This window comes from Salinicola avicenniae (assembly GCF_023736115.1).
Classification (GTDB): domain Bacteria; phylum Pseudomonadota; class Gammaproteobacteria; order Pseudomonadales; family Halomonadaceae; genus Salinicola; species Salinicola avicenniae.
In genome coordinates, this window is sequence record NZ_JAKQZC010000003.1 from 386,313 (window position 1) to 412,029 (window position 25,717).

A 25,717-nucleotide genomic window follows, 5' to 3' on the forward strand; every position below is an offset into this window, starting at 1 on the left:
TCGGTGGCGATGTTCGCGGTCGGGTTCAACGCTCGCTGCGCACCTCGTACTCGCCGTCCAGCACTTGCTGGGAGGCGCGCTGGTTAGACCGCGGGTCATGCTCGGCCGAACCGCCGGCATACTGCGCCTGCGAGGCGCGCACCTGTTCGGCGCGCTTTTTCATGCGATGGCGCAAGAACGGCAGCATGGCCCAGCCGACGATCAGCAGGAACAGACCGAGCAGGGTACCGACGATCAGCATGGCGCCGAACAGCAACCAGGTGAACAGCATTTTCAGACCGCCGGCACCCGGTGACGGGCGAGAGTTGTCGACGCGAGCCTTCCACTGCTGGGCGGCTTGCCAGGCGGCATTCTGGGTATGGCGTTGATCGCTCATCCGGTTTCTCCTGTGGCGTTGACGTCATCTGGATCGAGATCGTCTCGATGCAAATCGAGATCGAAATCGTCGCTGGCGGCGCCGGCGCGGTAACCCTCGATCTCGATGTGTCCGTCACTATCGACCTCGAGCTCCGTGAATCGTTGCATGCCGCGTTGACGAGCCTGTTCGAGTGCTGCCCGCAGCTCGTCACCATCGAGGCTCCAGTCGGGCGTCGTCGAGCGGCGTTGGCTCTCTCTGAGCAGTTCACCGTCGTTCAGCCGCATGGCGACGTCAAGTTCCCAGCCATCCTCGCGCCAGCCCTCCAGCTCGATCATGCCGTCGTCGTGATCGACGTCGAATTTCTCGTAACGGCTGAAACCGTAGCGACCGGCCTCTTCGAGCAGGCCCTCCAGTTCTCCGTAAGAGAGAGCGCTGTCATTGGCCATGGCACCGGCGCTCACGCCGCTGCCAAGGGCCAGGGCGGGCAGCATCCAGAGACGATATTTCATGGCATTCCTCCTCACATCCGGCAGGCCATCTCGCTGTCGCCCCGAGGGTGAGGCGAAGCGCCTGATGCCGTTATACTCGGGACGACCTTGCCGGGGACTGACAACGTGATTCATGTCCGGTTCATCGCCGCATTATGGTCTCTTGTGAGTTCGCCCAGGGGAGCGATGACAAGGCTACGACAAGTCGATATAAGGGCGTCGAAAGACCGATTCACGAGGCGGGCGTGTAGTCGGGCCATAATACGCCCGTTATTGCGTTCATTACCGGTTAATGGCCACTGCGGCAGACTAGCCTGATGAAGATTCGCCATTCACTACTGTTACTTCCGATACTGCCGCTGCTGCTCAGCGGCACGATGCTGCCGGCTGCCGCCGACGGCAATACCTGGCGTGACCTGCACCAGGAGGTCAAGCAGGGGCACCTGGTCGGTCTGACCGAGATCATGGATTGGCTGGAGGCCCGCTACGAGGGGCAGATCCTCGAGGTCGAGCTCGAGCAGGACGACGGCGGCGGTCGGATCGAGTACGAGGTCGAAATGATTGGTCCGCAGGGGCAGGTCGTCGAGTTCGAGTTCGACGCCACCAACGGCGAGCTGCTGAGTATCGAGGGCGTCAACATCGAGGCAATGAGGAAGTCGCCATGACGGCGTGCGCCACGCGGTCCGGGCGTCGTTGACGCGCAAGCACGGTGCGTGGGCGAGGACGCAACCGCAATGGGAAAGGGGCGTTGATGATCGAGAAGGGGCGTTTATGAAGGTTCTGCTATGAAGGTACTGCTGGTCGAGGACGACGCGGCGCTGGCCGAGGCGCTGGCCGAGGCGCTACGCGAGGCCAGCCTGCTGGTCGAGGCGACCACCACGGGACAGGAGGCGGATTACCTGATCCGTACCGAGCGCTACGATGCGGTGATTCTCGATCTGGGGCTGCCCGATGGCGATGGCACCCGCTGGCTCTCTCAGTGGCGTGATGACGACATCGATCTGCCGGTCCTCGTGCTGACCGCGCGCGAGCGCTGGTCGGACAAGGCCGCAGGATTTTCCGCGGGCGCCGATGATTACGTCGTCAAACCGTTCGAGACCGCCGAAATTCTGTTTCGGCTGCGGGCGCTTGTACGCCGCAGTCATGGCCATGCCCATCCGGTAATCCGCGTCGGCGAGCTGACGCTGGATACCCATACCGGCAGCGTAACCCTGGCCGGCAGGCCGATCACGCTGACCGCGCAGGAATCGCGCCTGCTCTCCTATCTGATGCATGCCTCGCCGCGCATCGTCGGCCGAGCCGAGCTCGCCGAGCATGTCTACAACCGTGATCATGAGCCGGACTCCAACGTCATCGACGTGCAGATCAGCCGTCTGCGGCGCAAGTTCGGGCGTGCCCGTATCGAGACGCTGCGCGGCCAAGGCTATCGCTTGGTCGATCTCGAGGGGCAGCCTTGAGCGACACGCGTCCGACACGCCTGTCGCGCTGGCCGCAGCGCTTGCGTCTCGCCCCGCTGGGGGCGCGACTGCTGCTGGCATCGCTGATTCTGGTCATGGTGCTGCTGCCGTTGGCTGGCTTTGGATTGACCTGGAATTTCCGCCAGTCCGCGACCGCCTCCTTCGATAGCCGCCTTGAGTCGCAGCTCAACGCGCTACTGGCCGGTATCCAGATCGACCAGGTCGGCCGGACGCTGGAGCTCAACCGCTCACTCGGCGATGCCCGCTTCGAGCGCGTCTACTCCGGGTGGTACTGGCAGGTCTCCGACGGGAAGGATCTCGCGTTGACTTCGCGCTCATTGTGGGATCAGCGCCTACCGATGCCGCCGCACGAGGATGGCGTCAACGTCTACACGGTCACCGGCCCGCGCGACGAGCCCCTGCGCATGATCGAGCGCGACCTGCGGGTCCCGGGCAACGCCAACGACATTCACGTGGCACTGGCTGGCTCCACCCACGAGCTCGACAGCGAGGTCGGGCGCTTCGAGCGTCTGCTGATTCTGTCGCTGGCAAGCTTCGCGGTGCTGCTGCTGGCGGGGCTGGCGCTGCAGATGCGCTGGGGGCTGGCGCCGCTGCGCCGCATGTCGGCGAATCTGCGCGAGGTGGAGGAGGGCGAGGCCGAGCGTCTGGACACGGAGCTCCCGGTCGAGCTCAAGGAGCTGGCGCTGGCCATGAACAGCGTGCTCGAACGCGATCGCCGTCTGATCGAGCGGGGTCGCGCCGCCGCCGGTAACCTGGCCCACGCGCTGAAGACGCCGGTCAGCGTGCTGAAGACACTCTCCGAGCGCTTCCCCGAGGCGCAGCGGCAGCCGATCCATACTGAGCTCTCCCGGATCGACGATGCGGTGCGCCATCATCTGGCGCGCGCATCGGCGGCTGGAGGGGTCGCGTTTTCCGGACGGGTCGAGATCGCTCAGGCGATCGAGCCGGTGGTCAAAGGGTTGGCGCGTCTGGCGAGCCGGCGCGGGATTGTCTTCGAGGCGAACATCGATCCGGGGGCCGCCGCGCGCATCGATCCTCAGGATCTGCAGGAGCTGATCGGCAATCTGCTGGAGAACGCCCTGCGCTGGGCGTCGAGCCGCGTATCGCTGACAGTGGATCGGGTCGATCCCGGTGTGCGTCTGCAGGTCGAGGATGATGGCCCGGGCATGACCCGTGCCCAGAGCGAGGCCGCGTTGGCCCGCGGCGTGCGGCTCGACGCGCGCGGCGCGGGCTCCGGGCTGGGCCTGGCGATCGTCGAGGACCTGATGGCGCTCTATGGCGGCAGGCTGCGTCTCGAGCGTGCCGAGGCCGGCGGGCTGTTGGCCGAGGTGTGGCTGCCGGTATCTCCCGTGTCGCCGCACGCCGGCGATTCGTCTACCAGCTAGCGGGCATCGGGCCCATTGCCGGGTGGCGATGCGTCAGCAGGCCTGGCCGCTGATCGGGCGCCGTGCTTCCGGGCGCGCCTCTCTCCGTCGCGGCGTTACTCCAGCCGCAGCTGGCCGCGCACGACGGTGCGGAAACCGCGCTGCTCCGGTGAGCGCGTCGCTGCCAGCGCCAACTGCAGGACCTGCTGGGCGATCTCCGGCAGGTCGTGATGGATGCAGGGAATCTGCACGCCGAAGACATCGCTGTGCTCGATATCGTCGATGCTGAACAGCTTGACGTCGCGCTGAGGGACCAGACCGTATTCATGACACAGCTTGAGCACGGCCAGGGTGATCTGGTTGTTAGCCCCGACAATGCCGTCGGGCCACGGGTGCTCCGCCAGGTAGGCACGCAGGGCACGGTAGGCCGGTTCGAAGCTGAAATCGCTGTAGACCACATCGAGGGCGATGTCGCGCCGGCCGAGGGCTTCGCGCAGGCCCGACATGCGACCGATCGAGACCATCGAGTCGGCCGGCCCCGACACCGCCAGCAGCGATGACACATTCTGCTCGCGCATGTAGTGACCGGCCTGGTAGCCGCAGTCGAGATTGTCGATATAGACCCCGCCGTAGTGGGGCGCTTTGAGTTCCCGGTCGACCAGCACGACCGGAATGCCGGCGGCGCGTAGCCGGTCGAGCGACGCTGGATGATAGTCGATGTCCGACGAAATCACCGACAGGATCACGGCATCCACCGAGAACTGCATCAGCTTGCCAAGCGCTTCCGTCTCCATTGCCTCCGACTCGTAGGAGTCGAACGCCAGTACGGTATAGCCGCGCGCTCTGGCGGCCAGCGTGATCTCTCGCGTCAGCCCGCCGAAAAACGGGTTGCTCATGTTCGGGTTTACCAGGCCCAGCGTGCGCGTCTCCGGTGTCAGCCGTTGCGAGGCGGAAGCGGGCGTGTAATTGAGTTCGCGAGCGACGCGCAGAATCTGCTCCCGCGTATCCGCGTGCACCTTCTCGGGCGCGGTAAAGGCGCGCGAGACCGTAATCTTACTAACACCGGCTTGCCTGGCGATGTCTTCCAGCGTCGTGCGAGGCATTCAAGCCGTCTCCTTGCTGACCCACCGGGGGCATTCTGACCTGCCATCGCGCCAGCGCAAGTGGTTTCCACCCTCATCGATATCGAGACTGTCCTGCAATCGAGCCGATGATGCCATTTGATGCTTTATGTCATTTTGTACCATTTATTGTCACCAATTCTCTCCGTATAAATCGCTATTCTGGCTAAGACTTAGGTCTAAAAAGCCTATTGGACATTGGTATAAAGCCATTTAAGTCTCTGTTTTGTAATTAATTTACGGATTAAAACAAACTTGATTCCGGCATTGTTACGTTTATGATCGGTCGTTGATGTCATGAGCGTCATTGGTCATGCCCGCGTTATTGGCGTCAGGGTATCAGGCGGTAATCGATGCGCCGGGCAGGGGCGAGGAGAGACAGGCTCAAGAGGCATCGGAACGCGGTGTGACAGCGACCGAGAGAGCCATTACGCGTGCTACAGAGGGGATTCGACATGAGATTTGCCGTATTGATCGCGGGGCTTGGGGCCTGCTCCGCTGCGATGGCGCAGAGTACCGAGATTACCGTTGCTACCGTGAATAACCCCGATATGGTGACGATGCAGAGCATGATGTCGGCCTTCAACGAGGCGTATCCCGACATTCAGGTCAACTGGGTGACATTGCCGGAGAACGAGCTGCGCCAGAAGGTGACCACCGATATCGCCAGCGGTGCCGGACAGTACGATGTGGTCACGGTCAGCAACTACGAGACACCGATCTGGGCCAGGAACGACTGGCTGGTGCCGCTCGAGTCGCTGCCGGATGCGTATGACGTCGACGATCTCATCGCGCCGGTGAAAGAGGGGCTCTCGCTCGACGGTACGCTCTACGCGCTGCCGTTCTATGCCGAGTCCTCAGTGACCTATTACCGCAAGGATCTGTTCGAGCAGGCCGGCATCGAGATGCCGGACAAGCCGACTTGGGAGCAGATGCAGACTTTCGCATCCGAGATCCACGCACCGTCCGACGGGGTCTATGGCATCTGTCTGCGTGGCCTGCCGGGCTGGGGTCAGAACATGGCGCTGTTCGGCACCATGGTGAACAGCTTTGGCGGTCGCTGGTTCGATATGGACTGGAATCCGCAGTTGACCAGCGACGAGTGGAAGAGCGCTGCCAACGCCTACGTCGAGCTGCTCAACGATTATGGCCCGCCGGGCGTGACCTCCAACGGTTTCACCGAATCCGAGACGCTTTTTGCCAACGGTCAGTGCGGCATGTGGGTCGACTCCACCGTGGCTGCGAGCTATCTGAGCGATCCCGAGACGTCACAGATCGCTGACAGTGTGGGCTTTGCCCAGGCGCCCTATCAGGCCACCGAAAAGGGGTCCAACTGGCTGTTCACCTGGGCGCTGGGTATTCCGCAGTCCTCGCGGAACCAGGACGCGGCCAAGACCTTCGTCGAGTGGGCAACGTCACAGGACTACATCCATGCCGTGGCCGAGGACAAGGGCTGGCTCTCCGTGCCGCCGGGCACGCGCCAGTCGACCTATGCCAGCGAGGACTACGTCGAAGCCGCGCCCTTCGCGCCGCTGGTCGAGCAGGCGATCAACAGCGCCAGCCCCAATGATCCGAGCGCGCAGGAAGTGCCCTATACCGGCGTGCAGTTCGTGACCATTCCGCAGTTCCAGGCGATCGGTACTCGCGTCGGTCAGCTGATGGCCGCGATGCTTTCCGGTCAGCAAAGCGTCGACGAGGCGCTTAGCCAGGGGCAGACCTTTACCGAGCGCCTGATGCAGCAGACCGGCAAGCCGGAGTAACCGCCAGGCGCGCAACGGCGCGCCGTGCGACACCGAGTGGTCACTCCGCCCGGTGTCGCGGCGGTGCGATACGGTCCCGCGGCTGGCACGTGTCAGCCGACTCAACGGATACGCTCAATGAAAGCCTTGTCTCAATCCGCGCAGCAGCCCGCCACCGGCGAGGCGACAGGGGCCCGCTCCTTCGCCCGCACGACGCGGCTGCTGATGGCGCCAGCGGTCATCTTTCTGCTGATCTGGATGCTCGTGCCGCTGGTCATGACGATTTACTACTCGTTCCAGCAGTACAACCTGTTGATGCCGATGTACGACGGTTTTGCCGGCTTCAACAACTTCGCCATCCTGCTGAGCGACCCGACCTTCTGGAAGGCGCTCGCCAATACGCTGATCATCGTCGGCGTCAGCCTGGCCATCACTGTCGTGCTGGGGCTGGCATTGGCGCTGCTGTTCAACCGCACCTTCGTCGGACGGGGCGTCGCCCGCACGCTGGCGGTGGCGCCGTTCTTCGTAATGCCGGTCGTCACCGGCCTGATCTGGAAGAATATGCTGTTTCACCCGGTCTACGGGCTGTTTGCGTGGATGGCGCGGCAGCTCGGGCTCGAGCCGGTCGACTGGCTGGCGCATTACCCGATGGTTTCGGTGATCATCATGATTACCTGGGAGTGGACGCCGTTTGCGCTGCTGGTGCTGCTGACCGGCCTGCAGTCGCTGCCGGAGGATCAAATCGAGGCGGCCAAGCTGGACGGCGCCAATGCCTGGCAGGAGTTCCGCCATATCGTCGTGCCCCATCTCGGGCAGGTGCTCTACGTCGTAGTCATGCTGGAAAGCATCTTCTTTTTGACCTCGTTCGCCGAGATCTACACCACCACCAGCGGTGGCCCGGGTACCGCGACCACCAATCTGCCTTACTACATCTTCCAGACTGTGTTCCAGCAGAACGATATCGGCATCGCGTCCGCCGCCGCCATCGGCGCCGTGGTCCTGGCGAACGTCTTCGCCATCATGCTGATCCGCTTCATTGCCGGGAACCTCAACGCGGGGGCCGCACGATGAGCTCGAAACGCTTCACCAACGGCGCGCTGGGGGCACTGGCCTGGGTCGTGGCGATTTTGGTGTTCTTCCCGATCCTGTGGTTGTTGCTGACGGCCTTCAAGACCGAGCAGCAGGCATTCACGGTGGTGCCAAACTTTCTGTTCACGCCGACGCTGGAGAGCTTCCGGACGGCGCTGGCGCAGGGCAGCGGCTACTGGCACTACGCCTGGAATTCGGCATTGACCGCCGTGGCGTCCACGGTAATCGGTCTGGCGCTGGCGGTACCGGCGGCCTATGCAATGGCGTTCTATCCCAACAAGCGCACCGACTTTTTGCTGGTGTGGATGGTGTCGACCAAGTTCATTCCGGCGGTGGGCGTGCTGATTCCGATCTATCTGGTCTACAGCTCGGTCGGCCTGCTCGATAACGCGCTCGGCCTGACGCTGCTGTTCACGGGGATGAACCTCCCGATCATCGTTTGGATGGTCTACTCCTATTTCCGCGATATCCCCAAGGACATCGTCGAGGCGGCCGACATCGACGGGGCCGGCATTCTGCAGACGCTGTTCAAGGTGGTGCTGCCGCTGGCCCTGCCGGGGCTCGCCTCGACCGGGTTGCTAGCGCTGATCCTGGCCTGGAACGAGTCGTTCTGGAGCATCACCATGACCGACCATCGCGCCGCCACGCTGGCGGTCTACATCGCCTCGTTCAAGAGTGCGGAAGGGTTGTTCTGGGCCAAGATGTCCGCGGCCTCGGTGCTGGCGATCGCGCCCATCATCGTGCTCGGCTGGTTCACCCAGCGCCAGATGGTCAGGGGTCTGACCTTCGGTGCCGTCAAGTGACCGGCGAACGCGCGGGTCGAGAATTTCTTTCAGAGGGCTTTTGACATGGCCATCGTCGAACTCAAGAACGTTGCCAAGAATTACGGCGGCGCCCATGGCGGCAGCAACGCCGTCGATGATTTCAACCTGACCACGCGCGACGGGGAATTCGTGGTGCTGGTTGGCCCGTCGGGCTGCGGCAAGTCCACCACCATGCGCATGATTGCCGGGCTCGAGCGAAACACCGAAGGCGAGATCCTGATCGGCGGCAAGGATGTCAGTCAGGTGCCGCCGAAGGAGCGTGATATCGCCATGGTCTTCCAGAGTTATGCGCTCTATCCGCACATGAGCGTGGCGGAGAACATGGGGTTCAGCCTCAAGCTGAAGAAACGACCGGCGGCGGAGATTCGCGCCAAGATCGACGAAGCGGCGCAGACACTCGGCATCGAGCATCTGCTCGCGCGCAAGCCTCGCGAGCTTTCCGGTGGGCAGCGGCAACGCGTGGCGTTGGGACGGGCGATCGTGCGCAATCCACAGGTCTTCCTGATGGACGAACCGCTCTCCAACCTCGATGCCAAGCTGCGCGTCGATATGCGCGCCGAGATCGTCAAGCTGCATCAGCGGCTCAAGGTCACGACCTTCTACGTGACGCATGATCAGGTCGAGGCGATGACCATGGGTGAACGCATCGTGGTCATGAAGGATGGACGAATCCAGCAGATCGATACGCCCCTCAACCTCTATGACTACCCGGCGAACCGTTTCGTCGCGGGCTTTATCGGCAATCCGTCGATGAACTTCCTGCGCGCACGTTACGTCGACGGCACGGTCAGCGGCGAGGGCTACCGGTTCGCGCTCGACGATGCCCGGCGCCAGGCCGTCGAGGCGAGTGGGGCGGGGGAAGTGTGGGTCGGTCTTCGCCCGGAGCATCTCACGCTCGCGAGCGACGCGACCACGGCCGGCGAAAGCGGTCATGCCGGACCGAATCGGGTCGAGGGAACGGTCGATGTGGTAGAGACGCTCGGGGCGGTGACCATGGTCCAACTGCGCGTGGGCGACGCGACGCTGACGGCACAGCTGCCGGGCCACCAGCCGGTCGCGTTCGGCGATACGCTGTCGCTGACCTGCACCAGCGATCGCCTGCACCTGTTCGACGTCGAGAGCGATCTTGCCCTCGGTCAGTCGCGTGCGAGCGCGGCGCCGGCCACGGCAGCGGTCTGACCCGGTGAGCCTTGTCGTTACCGCTTTCTTCAGGAGAGTCTTGTCATGCAGTCATTGAATTCCGCGGCGCTCGCGCAGCTGGATGCGAACGTGGAGAAGCCCGCCTACGACCGCAGTCAGGTCACGCCCGGCATCGTTCATTTTGGTGTCGGCGGGTTCCACCGTGCCCATCAGGCGATGTATCTGGATATGTTGATGAATCGCGGCGAGGCGCTCGATTGGGGCATCGTCGGCGTCGGCGTCATGCCCGGCGATCGGCGGATGCAGGCGACACTGGCCGCGCAGGATCACCTTTATACCCTCGTGGTCAAGCATCCGGAGGGGGCCTACCAGGCCCGCGTGATCGGTTCGATCATCGACTACCTCTATGCGCCGGATGACGTCGAGAAGGTGCTCGAAACGCTGGCCGACCCGCAGATCCGCATCGTCTCGCTGACGGTGACGGAGGGGGGATACAACTTTCACCACGTGACCGGCGAATTCGATCTCGACAATCCCGATGTGCAGCACGATCTGAGCGCGCCGCAGCCCCCGGGGACGACCTTCGGACTGGTCGTCGAGGCATTGGCACGCCGCCGCGAGCGCGGTATCACCCCGTTCACCGTGATGTCCTGCGACAATATCCAAGGCAACGGGGAAGTCGCGCACAAGATGTTCGTCGCCTATGCGCGGGCGCGGGATGCCGATCTGGGGCAGTGGATCGACGAGCAGGTCCCGTTCCCCAACTCGATGGTTGACCGTATCACGCCGGTGACGACCGAGGCCGACATCGCCGAGGTGCGCGACCGCTTCGACCTGGAGGATCGCTGGCCGGTCGTGTGCGAGCCCTTCACCCAGTGGGTGCTGGAGGATCGCTTCACGCTCGGGCGGCCGCGGTTCGAGACGGTTGGCGTTCAGGTGGTCGATGACGTCATGCCCTACGAGCTGATGAAGCTGCGCCTGCTCAACGCGAGCCATCAGGCGCTGACCTACTTCGGCTACCTCGCCGGTTATCGCTACGCGCACGAGGTCTGTCAGGACCCGTTGTTCGTCGATTTCCTGCTCGATTACATGAACCTCGAGGCGACGCCGACCCTGCGTCCGGTGCCGGGTGTCGATCTTGATGACTATAAACGAACCCTGATCGCGCGATTCGCCAACCCGGAGATCAAGGACACGCTGGCACGTCTATGTGCCGAGAGCTCGGATCGCATTCCCAAGTGGCTGCTGCCGGTCATCCGCGAGCAACTCGCCGGGGCCGAGAAGTCGGGCGGGGCAGAGATACGCCGCAGCGCCGCCATCGTGGCGAGTTGGGCACGCTATGCCGAAGGCGTCGACGAGCAGGGCGAGTCGATCACCGTCGTCGACCGGCTCAAGGACGAGCTGATGGCGATTGCCGGGCGCAACCGTCGTGAGCCGACCGCCTTCATCGAGAACCGGCAACTGTTCGGCGACCTGGTCGACGAGCCGCGCTTCCGCGACGCCTATCTCGACGCACTCGAACGCCTGCATCGCGATGGCGCACGCGCTTGCGTCGAGCATCTGGTCGGGCGTTGACGTCGGACCTGAGCGGGGTAAGGTCGACGGTCGGCAGCGTCGTTCCGACAGGCGAGCGTGCGCATCCGGCAAGGTGGCCCGCACGAGGAACGGCGCGACGGACCGCTCGTACGCGGACGGCAAGGACGGTGCGAAACCAGAGGAAGGAAAGCGATGTATATCGGTGTGGATTGCGGTACGCAGAGTACCAAGGTGGTCGTGGTCGACGCGGCCGACGGGCGGATCGTTGGCGAGGCCTCCCGCCCGCACCGGCTTGAGCAGGGTGACGGCGGTCGCCGCGAGCAGCGGGTCGAGGAGTGGACCGAGGCGTTTCGCGTCGCCTTCGGCGAGGCGCTCGCCAACGCCGATGTGGAGGCGTCGCAAGTACGAGGTATCGGGATTTCTGGTCAGCAGCACGGCATGGTCGCGCTGGATGCGGCAGGCGTGCCGGTGCATCCGGCCAAGTTGTGGAACGATACCGAAACGGCGGCGTGGAACGCGGGGTTGATCGAGCGCCTCGGCGGCGAGGCTGGGTGCCTCGACAAGCTGGGACTGGTGCTGCAGACCGGTTATACCGCGTCCAAGATCGCCTGGCTGCGCGACACGCATCCCGACGCCTATCGACGTATTGCCACGCTGCTGCTGCCGCACGACTATCTCAACTTCTGGCTGACCGGCGAACGGGTCGCCGAGTGTGGCGATGCCTCCGGCACCGGCTATTTCGACACCCGCCGACGCCAGTGGCGCCATGATGTCTTCGCCGAGATCGCGCCCGAGCTGGATCCCGAGGCCGTATTGCCACGGCTGATCGCGTCGCGCGAGGCGGCGGGCACGGTACGCCCCGCGCTCGCCCGTGAGCTGGGGCTTGGCGATGAAGTGCTGGTCTCGAGCGGCGGCGGCGACAACATGATGGGCGCGATCGGTACCGGCAATATCGCCCCGGGCATGGTGACGATCAGTCTCGGCACCTCCGGCACCATTGCCGTTCACTCGCCCGACCCGGTGGTGCCGGACAATGCCATGGTCGCCAATTTCTGCGCCAGCCACGGCGGCTGGCTGCCGCTGATCTGCACCATGAACGTGACCTCGGCGACGACCACCCTGCGCGAGCTGGTCGGGCTCGATATCGACGGTTTCAATCGGGCCGTCGCCGAGGCGGAGCCCGGGGCCGGGGGCATCACGCTGCTGCCGTTCTTCAGCGGCGAGCGAGTCCCGGCGCTACCCGAAGCCCAGGCGAGCCTGAGCGGCATGACCAGCTTCAATACCACGCCCGCGAACCTCTGCCGGGCGGCCGTGGAGAGCGCTACCTTCGGTCTGCGCTATGGGCTCGAGCTGCTCGGTCCGCTGGCGAGTCGGGCGACCCAGGTACGGCTGGTGGGCGGCGGCGCGAAGAGTCCGATCTGGCGCCAGATCGTGGCCGACGTGCTGGATGTCGAGGTGGTCTGTCCGCGGGTGACCGAAGCCGCGGCCTTCGGCGGCGCGATCCAGGCACGCTGGTGCGACCAGCGCGAGAGCGATGTCGCCCTGGCGACGCTGTGCCGTGACTGGGTAGCGCTGGACGAGGAGACGCTGACGCATCCGCGTGTCGAGGTGGTCGCTCGCTATCACGAGATCTACGGCCGCTACCGGGATGTCCTGAAGACGGTCCACGGCGTCACGTGAGCGGGCCGTCGCCGCCGGCCGGTCGTCGATCGTGCCGGTGTCCTTCTGGCCCTTCGGCGCATCCGGCCTATCGGTGTTATCCTTCGAGACATGGGATTGCGACAGGACGCAGTCACCCGCCAAGACGATGGAGCGATTCATGACTCAGCAACTCGACTCTCTCAAGCAGCTTTCCATGGTGGTCGCCGACACCGGCGATCTCGACGCGATACGCCGCTATCAGCCGCACGATGCGACGACCAACCCGTCGTTGATCCTCAAGGCTTTCGATCTCGAGGGCTACCAGGGCCTGATCGACGAGACGCTGGCCGCCGTGAAATCGGAGATCGCTGACGTCGACGCACGTGTCGAAGAAGCGGTGGATCGCCTCTCGGTCGCCATCGGCACCGAAATCACCAAGCTGGTGCCGGGGCGTGTCTCGACCGAGGTCGCGGCCAAGCTCTCCTTCGATGAAGCCGCGAGCATCGAGAAGGCGCATCATCTGATCGATCTCTACGAAAAGCAGGGCGTGTCGAAGGATCGCGTGCTGATCAAGCTGGCCTCGACCTGGGAAGGTATTCGCGCCGCCGAGAAGCTCGAGAAGGAAGGCATCCAGTGTAACCTCACGCTGCTGTTCTCCGACGCGCAGGCGCGTGCCTGCTTCGAGGCCGGCGTCTACCTGATATCGCCGTTCGTCGGTCGCGTCACCGACTGGTACAAGGCGGCTACCGGCACCGAATCCTACGTGCCGGATGAAGACCCGGGCGTGGTCTTCGTGCGTGGCGTCTGCGACTACGCCAGCCGCTACGGCTACGACACCGTGGTCATGGGCGCGAGCTTCCGCAACACCGATCAGGTGTTGGCACTGGCCGGCTGCAATCGCCTGACCATCTCCCCGGCGCTGCTCGAAGAGCTGGCTTCCTCCGAGGGTGAGGTGACGCGCAAGGTGACCGACACCGGCGAAAGCAGCGAGCGTCTGGCACCGATCGGCGAAGCCCAGTTCCGCTGGGAGCACAACGAGGATGCCATGGCGACGGAAAAGCTGGCCGAGGGCATCCGCAAGTTCGCCGCTGACCAGACCAAGCTGGAAGGCCTGCTCGCCAAGCGTCTGGGCTGAGGGCGCATCAGGGCGCGCTCGCCTTGACGCGATGCGCGCCGCCGGTCGCGACGAGACTGGCGGCCCCGTCCGCACCGGACCTGCCGGGCAAGACGACGGGGTTTTGATCAGACGCGGCTTCGATCAGATGGGCCTCGAGCAGACGGGCCTGGTCAATAGAGTGCTAGGTTTGCGGTAACGTGCTGCCCCGGCCGACCCCCGGCCGGGGGCCTGCCGAGGTCGAACCATGCTCAGCTACATCGCGTTAGGTTTGCTGATCTTTGTGGCGCTGGTATTGTTCTACGGCATCATTGCCGTTCACGATATTCCCTACCTGATCGCCAAACGGCGTGATCATCCTCACCAAGACGCGATCCATATCGCGGGCTGGGTCAGCCTCTTCACTCTCCACGTGCTGTGGCCGTTCCTCTGGATCTGGGCAACGCTCTATCGCCCCGAGCGCGGCTGGGGGTTTCGCCAGCTGCAGGATGCCCAACTGCGCGAGCAGCTCGAACTCGAGCGGCTGCGTGACGATCTCGAGCGGATGCGAGCCAGAGTAGCGGTACTGGAAGCCTCGGCGCCTGCGCCGCCCCGCGACGGGGAGGCGTAAGCATGGAAACCCTGATCGTTCTTACCTATGCCGCGATCTGCATTGCCGTCTTCAAGCTCTTTCGCATCCCGCAGAACAAGTGGACCGTGCCCACCGCGATTCTCGGTGGGGTCGTACTGCTGGCGGCGCTCGTGCTGGTGATGAACTATAACCATCCGTTCACGCGACAGGTCCGCCAGGCCTATACGGTGACGCCACTGGTATCGGAAGTGCGGGCGCGTGTCGTCAGTGTCGACGTGGCCCCCAATTCGCGGGTAGAGGCCGGTACGCCACTGTTCACGCTCGACAGCGCCCGCTACGAGGCCAGGGTCGCACGGCTAAGCGCAGAGCTGGCGGATGCGCTGCGCAACTCGCAAGGACGGGTGGCCAGCGTCGGCGAGGCGCAGGCCGCGTTGGTCGCGGCGGTGGCTCAGCGCGATCAGGCGCAGCGGACCTACGACCGCTATCAGGGGGCGGCGTCAGCCTTCAGCCGGCAGCAGCTGGATCAGGCGCGCGAACGGCTGGAGACGAGCCAGGCGGGCGTCGGGCAGGCGCAGGCGGCCCTGGAGCGTGCGCGTGCCGAGCAAGAGACCGCCGATGGCGCGGTCGACCCGGTCGTGGCCGCCAAGCAGGCCGAACTGGAAGAGGCGCAGCTGGATCTCGCCAACACAGTGATCCGCGCCCCTACCGATGGCTACCTGACACAGCTGGCGGTGAGGCCGGGAATGATGGCGGTGCCGCTTCCGCTACGACCGCTCGGGGTCTTCCTGCATGCGCAGTCCGGCACCTTTACCGCAGCCTTCCGGCAGCAGTCGCTGGCACGGATCGAAAAGGGAGCCGCCGCGGAGCTGGTCTTCGATGCGCTTCCCGGCAAGATCTTCCAGGCCGAGGTGATCGAGGTGCTGCCGGCAATCGCCGAGTCGCAGCTGATCGCCGGCGACCGGCTGGTCGGCAGCGAGGCATTCACTGACATGGATAGCCGCGCACTGGTCACGCTGGCGCTGCAGCCGGGGGAGACGCTACCGCATTTGCCGCTGGGGCTCAGCGGGCAGGCGGCCGTCTATAGCGAGCACGTCCACCATATCGCCGTCATGCGACGCATCCTGCTGCGCATGCTGAGCTGGCAGCACTATCTCTATCTTGACCACTGAGCCACCTCGACGACTGAGCCGACGAGCGAGGTGCTGTCCGGCTTGCTCGTCGGGCTCTCCTCATCGCCCTCTCAGCCGGCGTCGCGTTGTACCTGAGCGAGAATCTCGTAGGAGGTCACCCGATCCGCGTGGTCGTAGCAGTCGGTATTGACCATGATCTCGTCGGCGCCGGTGGCCTCGAGCAGCTCGTCGAGCTGCTGCCGGATCGTGGCCGGGCCGCCGACCACCGAGGCTCCGAGGTTCTGCGACACCATCGCCTGCTCCTGCGGCGACCAGTCGAGCGCCTCGACCGGCGGCCGGGTACGCGTGCTCTTGCCGCGAATCAGGTTGAGGAATTTCTGCTGCTGGGTCGTGGCGAGGAAGCGCGCACGCTCGTCGCTTTCGGCAGCCATCAGCGGGATGCCGATCATCGCGTGCGGTGCGTCGAGCACGCCGGGTTGGAAGCCTTCGCGATAGAGATGCAGCGCCTCGACCATGTAACCCGGGGCGAACTGGCCGGCAAAGGCGAAGGGTAGCCCGAGGCGCGCCGCCAACTGGGCGCTGTAGCCGCTGGAGCCCAGCAGCCAGATGGGCACGTGGGTGCCCTGGCCGGGAATCGCGCGTACGCGCTGGCCGGGCGTGCTGTCGCCCAGGTAGCGGCGCAGTTCGTCGAGTCGGTCGGGAAAGTCGTTGATGCCGGCTCGCGGGTCGCGGCGCATGGCCTGCATGGTGATGCCGTCCGAGCCCGGTGCGCGGCCCAACCCGAGATCGATGCGATCGGGGTAGAGCGTTGCCAGCGTCCCGAACTGTTCGGCGACGACCAGCGGAGGATGGTTGGGCAGCATGATGCCGCCGCTGCCGACGCGGATGCGCGACGTGGCGCCGGCGACATGGCCGATCAGCACGCTGGTCGCGGCGCTGGCGATGCCGTCGATATTGTGGTGCTCCGCCAGCCAGAAACGGTTGTAGCCCAGATTTTCGGTGCGCTTGGCCAGGTCGACGGTATGGCGGAAGGTCTCCGCCGGCGTGCCGTCGACGGTGATCGGCGCCAAGTCGAGCACCGAGAGGGGAATGTCGGCAAGTCGTGACATGAGCGGTCTCTCGCAGAAAATGTCGGGGCACTCGTTAGCGCCCTCATGATGCTCATGATGAGGGCGCTGGCGCTGAATGCAACCGATGCGATCCCGCGGGCTCAGTCGTCGAGTTCCGCCGCAAGCTGGCGAATCTCCTCCCGGCGGCCGGCGTCGGCTATTTCGCGACCGGGCCGTGGCGCCGCCGCCTCGGCCTTCTGCAAGGCCTGGCGGGCGCCCGCATCGTCATCGTTGTCGTGAAGATAGTCGGCCCAGAAATAGTTGCTGTCGAGACCGTCGGGATCGATCGCCAACCCTTTCAGCAGTAGCTCGCGTGCCCGATCGTCGTCGCCGAAGCTGATCGGCCAGCCGGGTACCTGATGATAGAGCGTGCCGAGACTGGTATAGGCGGACCCCGAGAGCACCTGTGGGTCCAAGGCGATGGCGTGTTCGAAAGCCTGGCGCGCGTCCTTGACCTGAGAGAGCGCGCTGAGTCCGCCGCCCGCGCCGGCCTGCGAGGCGCGGATGATACCCGCCCAGGTGGCCAGGGCGGCGCTGTCCGGATGCGCGTTCGTCAGCGCTTGGGCGCGCTGGTATAGCTGGTCGAAGGCCGATTCGCGTCGGGCCTCCGGCGTGCGATAGCGGATCTGGGCCCAGCGGCTCTGCAGCTCGTGCAGACCGGCGGAGATGTCGGTTTCGGTGGTCTCGGTGGCCGCGGTTGGCGTCGCCGGCGCGGCGACGGCATCGATAGCGGGCAGGCCGGCAACGAGTACCAGGGCGAGCCACAGCGGGCGGAGGGTCTGGCGTCGCGTTGTCATGATGACTTTACCTCTCTGGCATGGCGATAAGGCGCCTGAAGGCAACGCCGTCAGGGCGAGGAGGACAGATCGCGGGCATGGCGCTGGATCAAGGGCAGGCGTTTTTTCAGCGCGCGGTCGACCAGCCCTGGGGCCAGCGCGTTGAGCTTGACCAGCAGGCACTCCGGCCAGCCGATCTGACGCTCGCGCGCGGAGGTTTCGATGCCGCGAATCACGGCGGCGGCGACGTCCTCGGGTTCATCGACCCGGTTGCCCAATGCGGTATTCATGGCATCGGCACTGGCGCTGTTCATGGCGGTTCGGGTGGCGCGCGGGGCCAGATAGAGCACCTGTACCGGCGTATCCGCCAGTTCGCGCCTCAGGGCCTGACTGAAACCGCGCAGGGCGAACTTGGACGCGCAATAGGCGGTGTACCCCGGATGGCCGATGGCGCCGAACGCCGATCCCACGTTGACCACCCAAGCCGCGGGGCGATGAAGCAGCCGTGGCAGCAGTGCCTGGGTCAGCAGCAGCGTGGCGCTGATGTTGAGGTCGATCATCGCGGTCAGACGTTCGGCTGACTGCTCATCGAACAGGCCGAAATGGTTGATACCGGCGGCGTTGATCAGCATGTCGATGCCGGCCTGATCGGCGGCGTTCACCACACGCTGTCGGTCTTCGCTGTGGGTCAGGTCGGCCCCGAGTACCTGTATACGGTCCGGTGCCGAGGCCTGCAGCGGCGCGAGCGGCGACTTGTCGCGGCCAACCAGTAGCAGTCTGGCGCCATGGGCCGCCAACTGTGCGCTCAGTTCGCGCCCGATGCCGCCGCTGGCGCCGGTCAGCAGGATGCGGCGTTCAGACCAGCGCATGGCTGAGTTCCTCGTGATGGCGGGCGGTATCCGTGTCCTGCCTCAAGGTTCGGAAGAGTGCGCCATAGAGCCGGTAGAGCATATTGGCGGTGTCGATGATCGCCTGTAGGTCCTCCGGTGATTCGAGTCGATTGATCTGTTCCTCGAAGAACGCGAGATGCCCGATATCCAGACTGCCGTGGGACTCGAGATAGCGGAAGGCCTCGGCGGGCAGCCCCGCGCCGTCGCGGATCTTCTCCGCCGCCTGAGTGGCGAGGGCGGTACTGGTGCCTTCCAGCACATGCACCATGCCGAAGAAGCCGACGGGATTGTCATGCGCGATGACGTCGCGCACATAGCGCACCATCAGCTCCGTGGCCGGTGCCGGCCGCGCGGCGGCCACGGCATCGGCGTCGCCTCCCAGCGCGCGTATGTCATCGAGAATCCAGGCCTGGTGGCCGTACTCCTCCTCGATGTATTCGACCAGTGCGCCGCGCAGCCACTCCAGGCGTTCGGGCAGTCGCGCACCGCAGGCCATCATCAGCGGTACCGTCTGTCTGACGTGGTGATAGGCCTGGCCCAGAAATGCCAGATAGGTTTCGCGATCGATGTCGCCGGCTAGCGCGCGGCGAATGACCGGCGTGTCGAGCAGCCACTGGCGATGACTGGCGGTAGCTTGTTGCAGCGTGGTGTAGTGGGACATGGTCATGCTCCTTTGGTCGTGGGCGCCCGGCGAGGAGGTGGTGGTTCGGGCGGTGTCGCGGTCTGTCATGAAAGGCCGTCAGGCCGTTGCCGGCGTCACCGGCTGCTGCAGCCAGGCGGCATATCGCTTGGCGAGCGCGTCGCGTCGCAGGCGGCCGTTGGCCGTGGCCAGGTCGTTATCGGGGGTAAAGGGGGCCGTGCGACGCCACAGCGAGACACGCGCGTAGTCGGGAAGCCGCGCGTTGGCGTGCGCCACGGCCTCGGCCAACTGACGGTCGTCGACCCAGTCGCCGCGGGGGACGAGCAGTGCCCGGTTGGCGGGTTCGGCCTCTCCGCTGACCCAGGCCTGGGCAATCGCGGGGTCCGCGGTCAGTTCGGCCTCGACCCAGGCGGGGTCGACGTTGCGTCCATAGGCGGTGATGAAGACCTGGCGCCGGCGTCCGGCCAGCTGCAGGCGTTCTCCCGTCAGCACGCCGAGATCGCCGGTCGGCCAACGGCTCGGCATGGGGGTGTCGTCACCCAGGTAGCCAAGCATCAGCGCGCCTTCGACCTGCACTTCGCCGTCCGCGGTGAGCGTGACCCGGGCATGCGGGAGCGGCGTACCGACGCTACCGGGGACGGTGTCGCCGGGGCGGTTGAGCGTCACGACCGAGGTGCACTCGGATAGTCCGTAGCCTTCGTAGATCGGCCAGCCGGCGGCCGCTGCCCTGGCCAGCAGGCTTGGGGCCACCGGCGCGCCGCCCACGGCGAAGAAACGGCCGAAGTCCAGCGGCGTACCGGCCTGGCGGGTCAGCAGTGCCGAGAGCAATTGCGGAACCAGGATCAGGCTATCTGGCGCCTGCTCGTGCAGCGTGCGCCAGCCGAGGTCGGCATCGAAACCGGCGCCCCCCTGCCAGCCGAGCGAGGCCAGCGCGGGCAGCGTGACCCGCGCGCCCAGCCAGAGCGGGGCATAGAGCCCACCCACGTTCTCCAGCAGCGTCGCCAGTGGCAACAGGGCCAGGTGATGACGCACGCCGCAGTCGGCGGCAACGTCCGCCAGGCTCCTGGCGACGGTCAGCTGGCTATCGCTGCCCAGACAGACGCCTTTCGGCGAGCCGCTGGTGCCCGACGTAAAGGTGATCTTGTGCGTACCGTCGGGCAGCGGGGGAGACGGCGCGTCGGCACGTCGATGCAGGGTCTCGTCGTGGGCGGTGTCGAAACCCTGGGCGCGAGCGAACTCGGTAGGGCCGATCAGCGTGTCGATGCCGGCGCGCGCCAGGACGTGCGTGAGCTGGGCCGGTGAAAAGAAGGCGGGTAACGGAACGCTGACGCAGCCCGCTTGCATCAGGGCCAGGTCCCACAGCGCCCAGGCCACGCCATTGTCGAGCATTACCCCGACCCGGCTGGCACCGCTCCGGCGCAGCTGCGTCACGCGCTGATTCAGCACATCGGGGAGCTCGCCGTAGGTGATACGGCTGCTGGCATCGGCCAGCGTGACCTGCTGCGGCTGACACCGTGCCAGCGTTTCGAGATGGGAGAAGAACGCGTCGCGCATGATCAGCTCCCGACGTTCGCGGTTGGTGTCTGCGCGTCCAGCGCACGCGGGTCGCGTTCCGCCGCCTGCAAGTGATGCCACGCCGCCAGCAGATCGCCGCCCATGACCCAGGGGCGGTGCAGATAGTAGTTGCCCCAGGCATCCTTGGCCGAGCCCAGCCGCTCGGGGTCGGCCTCGGCCAACAGGCGCACGTCGAGTCCCAGACGGCGAAAGCCGTTGCGCACGGTGGCCGTCGCGGTAAAGGCGAGCCAATGGCAACCTTCGGCGACCAGCGTATCGATCAGTCGACGAATCAGCGGGACCGTCAACCCGGGACGACTGGCGGAGAGATTGCCGATCTCGGCCAAGGTGTTGCGTGCCACCGGCCGGCCCACGGCGGCGGCGAGCGCCGCTTCGATTGGCGCGTCCAGGTAGCTTTCCAGGAACAGCGGTGTGGCATCGGCCCGGCGGACGCCAACGGCGGCCAACAGGTCGTTCCCATCCCACAGCCCGAACAGGCGGGGCGCGAAGTGGTGCAGGGTGGCGCCGTGCTGGCGGTGATAGGTCGCGGCGATAAAGGCTTCCAGTCTTGCCCGTGTCTCGCGGTCGCGGCCTTCTCGCCAGATCAGCGTGGACGATGACGCGTCAGGCAGAGACGGCATGTCGGATAGAGCGGTCATGCGCAGACCCTCGCGGTGAGTTCGCGAGCAGATTGCGCCGGGCGCCCTTAACGCAGGCTTACGCCCGGCGTCGGTCGGGCCGCGTGCCGGTAGCGGAAGCGTCGGTGCCCACGGGCATTCCAGGCGTCGTCTACACTGGGGCGTGTCAGCGAAGGGAAGACAGACACAAACAAACAGGGGTAATCATGGCCAAACTCGGCAAGGAAGGCGTGTTCATCGTCTCGGCGCTGCTGATTGCGGCGATCGTGGCACTGGGCGCCGCGTTTCCGACAGGATTCGGCAATGTGGCCAATATGGCGCTAAGCGCCACGACACACTATTTCGGCTGGTTCTATCTGATCTCGGTTTTCGGTTTCGTGATCTTTCTGCTGGTACTGGCCTTCAGCAAGTACGGCAAGATTCGCCTCGGACCGCAGGACAGCAAGCCGACCTACGGATTCTTTTCCTGGGTCAGCATGCTGCTGGCGGCGGGCTTCGGTGTCGGACTGGTGTTCTACGGCATGGCCGAGCCGATGATGCACTACCTCGAGCCGCCTTACGGCGACGTGGCGCCGGAGTCTGCCGCCTCGGCGCGCTACGCGATCCAGTATGCGTTCTTCAACTGGGGCATCCATCAGTGGGCCGCATTCTCGGTGGTCGGCCTGATCATCGCCTATTACCAGTTCCGCAAGGGGCAGGCGGGGATGGTCTCCAACGTGCTCTCCTCGGTCACTGCCAAGCGGCCCAGACTGCGCCGATTGGGGCCGGTGCTGGATATCTTTGCGGTGGTCGCCACCGTCATGGGTGTGGCGACGTCGATCGGGCTGGCGGTGCTGCAGATCAACGGCGGATTGAGCGTTGTCTATGGCGTGCCCAACGGCACGACCTGGCAGTTCATCATCATGGGGGTGATGTTTGTCTGCTACATGATCTCGGCGACGTCCGGTCTCGACAAGGGCATCAAGAATCTCTCGAACTTGAACCTGATCATCTGCTTTGTGCTGATGCTCTACATCCTGATTACCGGCCCGACGGTCGCGATTCTCGAGACGATCACGCTGGGCATCGGCGACTATCTGCAGAACTTCATCGGCATGAGTCTGCGCATGTCGCCCTTCGAGAACAGCGAGTGGGCCGGCACCTGGACGATTTTCTACTGGGCCTGGGTCATCGCCTGGTCGCCCTTCGTCGGTACCTTCGTGGCGCGCATCTCCCGCGGGCGCACGATCAAGCAGTATGTTTTTGGCGTGCTGGTCGTGCCGCCGCTGCTGGCCTGCCTGTGGATCGGCGTGTTCGGCGGGGCGGCGATCCAGATGGAGCTCAACGGCGATGCCGGCCTGGCGCAGGCCACCTCCGACGATCTCACCTCGGCGCTGTTCCAGATGTTCGGCATGATGCCGTTCTCCGACGTGCTGTCGGTGGTGGCGCTCTGCCTGATCTTCATCTTCCTGGTGACATCGGCGGATTCGGCGACCTATATCGTCTCGCAGATGACCGATAACGGCTCGCTCGATCCGCCGCTGATGAAGCGCCTGATCTGGGGTGTGCTGATTGCGGCGATCTGCCTGACGCTGCTGTCGGCCGGCGGCGAAGACGGGCTGAAAGGGCTGCAGTCGGCTGCCGTGCTGTCGGCGTTGCCGTTCACCTTCATTCTCTATGGCATGATTTTCGTGACGCTGAGGGAGTTGCGTGCCGACCGCAAGGCGATGCTCACCGCGCTCTATCGGCGCCATAGCGACACGCCGGTGGGGGCGGACGCCTTCGAGGCGGAAACGCTAGCGGACGAGGATCGCTATCGCCGAGCTCCCGGCGTGAAGAATCGTCGCATCAATCCGCGCTGAGCTGGCGGAAAGGCCGTGACGGCGGGTCCGTGGCGGTCGATCTGATAGAGAAGGCCCCGATCCGCGGATCGGGGCCTTTTGCCGTCGTCGAGGCTTGTCGCGCGCGGACCCGACGGACGGTGCGCCGATCGCGACATGGATAAAATGGCGGCGACGGCTTAACTTGAACGTAGATTCGCCGTTAACACGCTTAACGGATCCTGCGGAGCCACGCTCATGCCTTCGGCAACCAAACCTGCCAGACCCTCTCCAAGAGGGGCGACACGCCGCGACCACGGAGTGAACGACGCACCGTTCGACCGCTGGCTCAACCGGCTGGTGAGCGTATTCGTGACCACGGCGGTGATCGTCGGGGGGCTGGCGTTGCTGGTCATGTTGCTGTTCTAGCGTGTGCGCTGCTTGGCACGCGTTTCCTGCAGACGCTGCATCGAGGCCACGAGGTCGTTGAAGCGCTCACCCTGAATCTGGACGTGCGACTGGATCGCAGCTTCGGCAGCGGCCGCATCGCCCTGTGCGAGTGCCTGCAGGATCGCCTGATGTTCTTCGAAGCTGCTCGCCATGCGATGGCGGGCATGCAGCTGCAGCCGCCGATAGGGCTTGAGGATGGCATGCAGTCGCGCGGCTTCCTGGGCCAGAAAGGCATTGCGGCTGGCCTGATAGATCAGATGGTGAAAGGTGCCGTTCTCGTAGTAGTAGCCGTCGATATCGCCGGCCTCCAGGCAGGCTCGGCAGGCGGCGTTGGCCTGTTGCAGCTCCTCGAGTTCCGCCGCGCTCATGCGGCGTGCCGCCAGCCGTGCGCACATCCCCTCGAGTACCGCCATCACTTCGAAACGTTCGACCAGTTCGGCCACCCCGAGCTGTGCGACGAACGTCCCCCGCTTGGGCAGGACCCGCACCATGCCCGAGGCGGCAAGCTGCTGTAACGCCTCGCGGACCGGCGTACGCGAGCAGGCGTATTCGCGCTCCAGCGCCGCCGGGTCCAGGCGGTCTCCGGGGGCGTAGCGTCCCTCGACGATGGCATCTTCCAGCAGGTCGCGTAGGCGTTGTGCCTGGGGGACTCGCGCCATGTTCGACTTTCTCCCATTAGACTTTTTCCCATGTTGACTCGCATGGGTCGGAAGCTGACTGTTGTATATAACAGATCCGTGACATGTATGTTAAGCATCGCGGCGTCGCAGCGGTTGTCGCCGGGGCTCGGGTCTGCACGACGATCCCTCTGCGGAGGGGGCTACCCACCTCGACCCGAGAGGGCCGGCATGAACGTCAATATGAATTTCCTGCAGGAGCTTCTGTCGAGTATCGGCCGTCGCACCCGCGGCCAGACAGGCCACACCGATCAGACCGACAAGGCGCTCGCGCCGAGCAGTCTGGCGCGACTGACGTCGGTCTGCGAGACCCTGATGCAGCCGGGCGGCGAGGCGTCCCAGATTCTGATTGCCCAGGAGGCGCTGGAGCGCTACGCCACGCTCGACGAGAACGGCCGCTTGGCCTTCTTCAAGCTGCTGGCGGAGCGCTACGCTGCCGATCCGGCGCAGATCCACGACGCTTACGCGCGCTATCGCGACAGCGAGGACAACGCCAGCCTGCAGCAACTGTTCTCGGTCTGCGAGCCGCGTCGCCAGCACCTGCTGCGACGTCTCAACCTCTGCCCGGGCGGTACCTATGAGCTGGTGAGGATGCGGGCGGACCTGTTGCGCTCGCTCAAGGCGAGTCCGGAACTGGCGCCGCTGGATGCCGACTTCGCGCATCTGTTCGCTTCCTGGTTCAACCGCGGCTTTCTGGTGCTGGAGAGCATCGATTGGAACACCCCGGCGGCGGTGCTCGAGAAAATCATCCACTACGAGGCGGTCCACGCCATTGGCGACTGGTCCGACCTGCGTCGCCGACTCGATCCCGATGACCGCCGCTGCTACGCCTTCTTCCACCCGGCAACCGGCGATGAGCCCTTGATCTTCGTCGAGGTAGCGCTGTGCCAAGGTATCCCTGACAACATCCAGACCATCCTTGCCGGCGAAGAGTCGGTAGCGCCGGTGGAGGCCGATACCGCCGCGTTCTACAGCATCAGCAACTGTCAGGCGGGGCTCAAGGGTATCTCGTTCGGCAACTTCCTGATCAAGCAGGTGGTTCAGGAGCTGAAGCGCGAGCTGCCCAATCTCGAGCATTTCGTCACCTTGTCGCCGGTACCGGGCTTTGCCGGTTGGCTGGCAAGCGCGCGTGACGACGATACCCGACAGGTGTCGGACGAGCTGGCGAGCGCGCTCGACGACAACCAATGGCCGCAGGAGTCCCGCCAGCACGACAAGCTGGCCGCCGAGATTCGAATGCTGGCCGCCCACTATCTGGTCGAAGCCAAGCGCGACAACGGCATGCCGCTGGACCCGGTGGCACGTTTTCATCTGGGTAACGGCGCCAGCCTGCACCGGCTCAACTGGCCCGGCGATAGCTCGCCCAAGGGACAGCAGCAATCGCACGGGCTGATGGTCAACTACCTCTATGAACTCGAGCGCATCGAGCAGAACCACGAGGCGTTCAGCCGTGAAGGCACCGTGGTCTGCACCAGCGAGATCCGGCGCGAAGCCAAGCAGGGGCGGGCGAAACGACAGCGCGCCTCGCAGACCGATGCCTGACCGTTCGTCTCGACAGCCGAGCATGACTTGTACCCGCAGGAGCAGTCCG

24 protein-coding genes are annotated in these 25,717 nt (G+C 65.1%); 14 read left to right on the plus strand and 10 right to left on the minus strand.

From position 1 onward, the window contains the following. Positions 1–25 precede the first annotated feature (25 nt). The gene (locus MC381_RS08235) at positions 26–376 is read right to left on the minus strand and encodes a hypothetical protein (protein WP_251977253.1); all 351 of its coding nucleotides are present in this window, start codon (positions 374–376) and stop codon (positions 26–28) included. Then, positions 373–867: a hypothetical protein gene (locus MC381_RS08240; RefSeq protein WP_251977254.1), complete on the minus strand. Its 495-nt coding sequence runs from the start codon at positions 865–867 to the stop codon at positions 373–375. The genes MC381_RS08235 and MC381_RS08240 overlap by 4 nt, the downstream gene beginning before the upstream one ends. A gap of 296 nt (positions 868–1,163) precedes the next feature. Here MC381_RS08240 and MC381_RS08245 point away from each other — a divergent pair, with 296 nt between their 5' ends. The 3 genes from MC381_RS08245 to MC381_RS08255 all read left to right on the plus strand — a co-directional run bounded on the left by MC381_RS08245 (position 1,164) and on the right by MC381_RS08255 (position 3,709). After that, on the plus strand, positions 1,164–1,511 hold the full coding sequence (locus MC381_RS08245) for a PepSY domain-containing protein (RefSeq protein ID WP_251977255.1): 348 nt from the start codon (positions 1,164–1,166) through the stop codon (positions 1,509–1,511). A 120-nt stretch (positions 1,512–1,631) separates the two neighbouring features. Continuing rightward, entirely contained in the window at positions 1,632–2,303 is a 672-nt protein-coding gene (locus tag MC381_RS08250) for a response regulator (RefSeq protein ID WP_251977256.1), read from the plus strand. Further along, positions 2,300–3,709 carry a sensor histidine kinase gene (locus tag MC381_RS08255; RefSeq protein ID WP_251977257.1) on the plus strand — a complete coding sequence of 470 codons (1,410 nt, stop codon included), beginning with the start codon at positions 2,300–2,302 and terminating at the stop codon, positions 3,707–3,709. The genes MC381_RS08250 and MC381_RS08255 overlap by 4 nt, the downstream gene beginning before the upstream one ends. Before the next feature lie 95 nt (positions 3,710–3,804). Here the strand turns inward: MC381_RS08255 and MC381_RS08260 are convergent, their stop codons facing one another. Then, positions 3,805–4,791, minus strand: coding sequence for a LacI family DNA-binding transcriptional regulator (locus MC381_RS08260; protein WP_251977258.1), 987 nt, complete (start codon positions 4,789–4,791; stop codon positions 3,805–3,807). 473 nt (positions 4,792–5,264) lie between these two features. On the opposite strand from MC381_RS08260, the gene MC381_RS08265 reads away from it, so the two are divergent. The 9 genes from MC381_RS08265 (at position 5,265) to MC381_RS08305 (ending at position 15,632) form a co-directional block, all read left to right on the plus strand. After that, positions 5,265–6,569, plus strand: coding sequence for an ABC transporter substrate-binding protein (locus tag MC381_RS08265; RefSeq protein WP_251977259.1), 1,305 nt, complete (start codon positions 5,265–5,267; stop codon positions 6,567–6,569). Positions 6,570–6,686: 117 nt separating this feature from the next. After that, positions 6,687–7,619 (plus strand): carbohydrate ABC transporter permease, encoded by a 933-nt coding sequence (locus tag MC381_RS08270; protein ID WP_374708164.1) that lies wholly within the window; start codon positions 6,687–6,689, stop codon positions 7,617–7,619. Further along, complete coding sequence (locus MC381_RS08275; protein ID WP_251977260.1) at positions 7,616–8,440, plus strand: carbohydrate ABC transporter permease; 825 nt, start codon at positions 7,616–7,618, stop codon at positions 8,438–8,440. Before MC381_RS08270 ends, MC381_RS08275 begins: the two co-directional genes overlap by 4 nt. A 45-nt stretch (positions 8,441–8,485) precedes the next feature. After that, a complete protein-coding gene (locus MC381_RS08280; protein ID WP_251977261.1) occupies positions 8,486–9,640 on the plus strand; it encodes an ABC transporter ATP-binding protein in 1,155 nt (384 codons plus the stop codon). Positions 9,641–9,685: 45 nt separating this feature from the next. Next, complete coding sequence (locus MC381_RS08285) at positions 9,686–11,176, plus strand: mannitol dehydrogenase family protein (RefSeq protein ID WP_251977262.1); 1,491 nt, start codon at positions 9,686–9,688, stop codon at positions 11,174–11,176. A 153-nt stretch (positions 11,177–11,329) separates the two neighbouring features. Further along, positions 11,330–12,817 (plus strand): xylulokinase, encoded by a 1,488-nt coding sequence (gene xylB / locus MC381_RS08290; protein ID WP_251977263.1) that lies wholly within the window; start codon positions 11,330–11,332, stop codon positions 12,815–12,817. 139 nt (positions 12,818–12,956) lie between these two features. Then, complete coding sequence (gene tal / locus MC381_RS08295) at positions 12,957–13,913, plus strand: transaldolase (protein WP_251977264.1); 957 nt, start codon at positions 12,957–12,959, stop codon at positions 13,911–13,913. Positions 13,914–14,139: 226 nt separating this feature from the next. Beyond that, entirely contained in the window at positions 14,140–14,502 is a 363-nt protein-coding gene (locus MC381_RS08300; protein ID WP_251977265.1) for a DUF3302 domain-containing protein, read from the plus strand. 2 nt (positions 14,503–14,504) lie between these two features. Then, positions 14,505–15,632: an HlyD family secretion protein gene (locus MC381_RS08305; protein ID WP_251977266.1), complete on the plus strand. Its 1,128-nt coding sequence runs from the start codon at positions 14,505–14,507 to the stop codon at positions 15,630–15,632. 71 nt (positions 15,633–15,703) lie between these two features. Here the strand turns inward: MC381_RS08305 and MC381_RS08310 are convergent, their stop codons facing one another. From MC381_RS08310 to MC381_RS08335, 6 genes are all read right to left on the minus strand, one after another. Beyond that, positions 15,704–16,702 carry an LLM class flavin-dependent oxidoreductase gene (locus MC381_RS08310; protein ID WP_251977267.1) on the minus strand — a complete coding sequence of 333 codons (999 nt, stop codon included), beginning with the start codon at positions 16,700–16,702 and terminating at the stop codon, positions 15,704–15,706. A gap of 101 nt (positions 16,703–16,803) precedes the next feature. After that, entirely contained in the window at positions 16,804–17,499 is a 696-nt protein-coding gene (locus MC381_RS08315) for a tetratricopeptide repeat protein (protein WP_251977268.1), read from the minus strand. Positions 17,500–17,549: 50 nt separating this feature from the next. Next, on the minus strand, positions 17,550–18,347 hold the full coding sequence (locus MC381_RS08320; protein ID WP_251977269.1) for an SDR family oxidoreductase: 798 nt from the start codon (positions 18,345–18,347) through the stop codon (positions 17,550–17,552). After that, positions 18,334–19,029: an iron-containing redox enzyme family protein gene (locus MC381_RS08325; protein WP_251977270.1), complete on the minus strand. Its 696-nt coding sequence runs from the start codon at positions 19,027–19,029 to the stop codon at positions 18,334–18,336. The genes MC381_RS08320 and MC381_RS08325 overlap by 14 nt, the downstream gene beginning before the upstream one ends. 78 nt (positions 19,030–19,107) lie before the next feature. Continuing rightward, positions 19,108–20,562 carry an AMP-binding protein gene (locus tag MC381_RS08330; protein WP_251977271.1) on the minus strand — a complete coding sequence of 485 codons (1,455 nt, stop codon included), beginning with the start codon at positions 20,560–20,562 and terminating at the stop codon, positions 19,108–19,110. Between the two features lie 2 nt (positions 20,563–20,564). Further along, complete coding sequence (locus MC381_RS08335; protein ID WP_251977272.1) at positions 20,565–21,221, minus strand: thermostable hemolysin; 657 nt, start codon at positions 21,219–21,221, stop codon at positions 20,565–20,567. A 185-nt stretch (positions 21,222–21,406) separates the two neighbouring features. Between MC381_RS08335 and MC381_RS08340 the strand changes: the two genes are divergently transcribed. Then, positions 21,407–23,041: a BCCT family transporter gene (locus MC381_RS08340; protein WP_251977273.1), complete on the plus strand. Its 1,635-nt coding sequence runs from the start codon at positions 21,407–21,409 to the stop codon at positions 23,039–23,041. 383 nt (positions 23,042–23,424) lie between these two features. Here the strand turns inward: MC381_RS08340 and MC381_RS08345 are convergent, their stop codons facing one another. After that, a complete protein-coding gene (locus MC381_RS08345) occupies positions 23,425–24,108 on the minus strand; it encodes a GntR family transcriptional regulator (protein WP_251977274.1) in 684 nt (227 codons plus the stop codon). 189 nt (positions 24,109–24,297) lie between these two features. On the opposite strand from MC381_RS08345, the gene MC381_RS08350 reads away from it, so the two are divergent. Then, complete coding sequence (locus tag MC381_RS08350; protein WP_251977275.1) at positions 24,298–25,668, plus strand: malonyl-CoA decarboxylase; 1,371 nt, start codon at positions 24,298–24,300, stop codon at positions 25,666–25,668. The last annotated feature ends 49 nt before the right edge of the window (positions 25,669–25,717 follow it).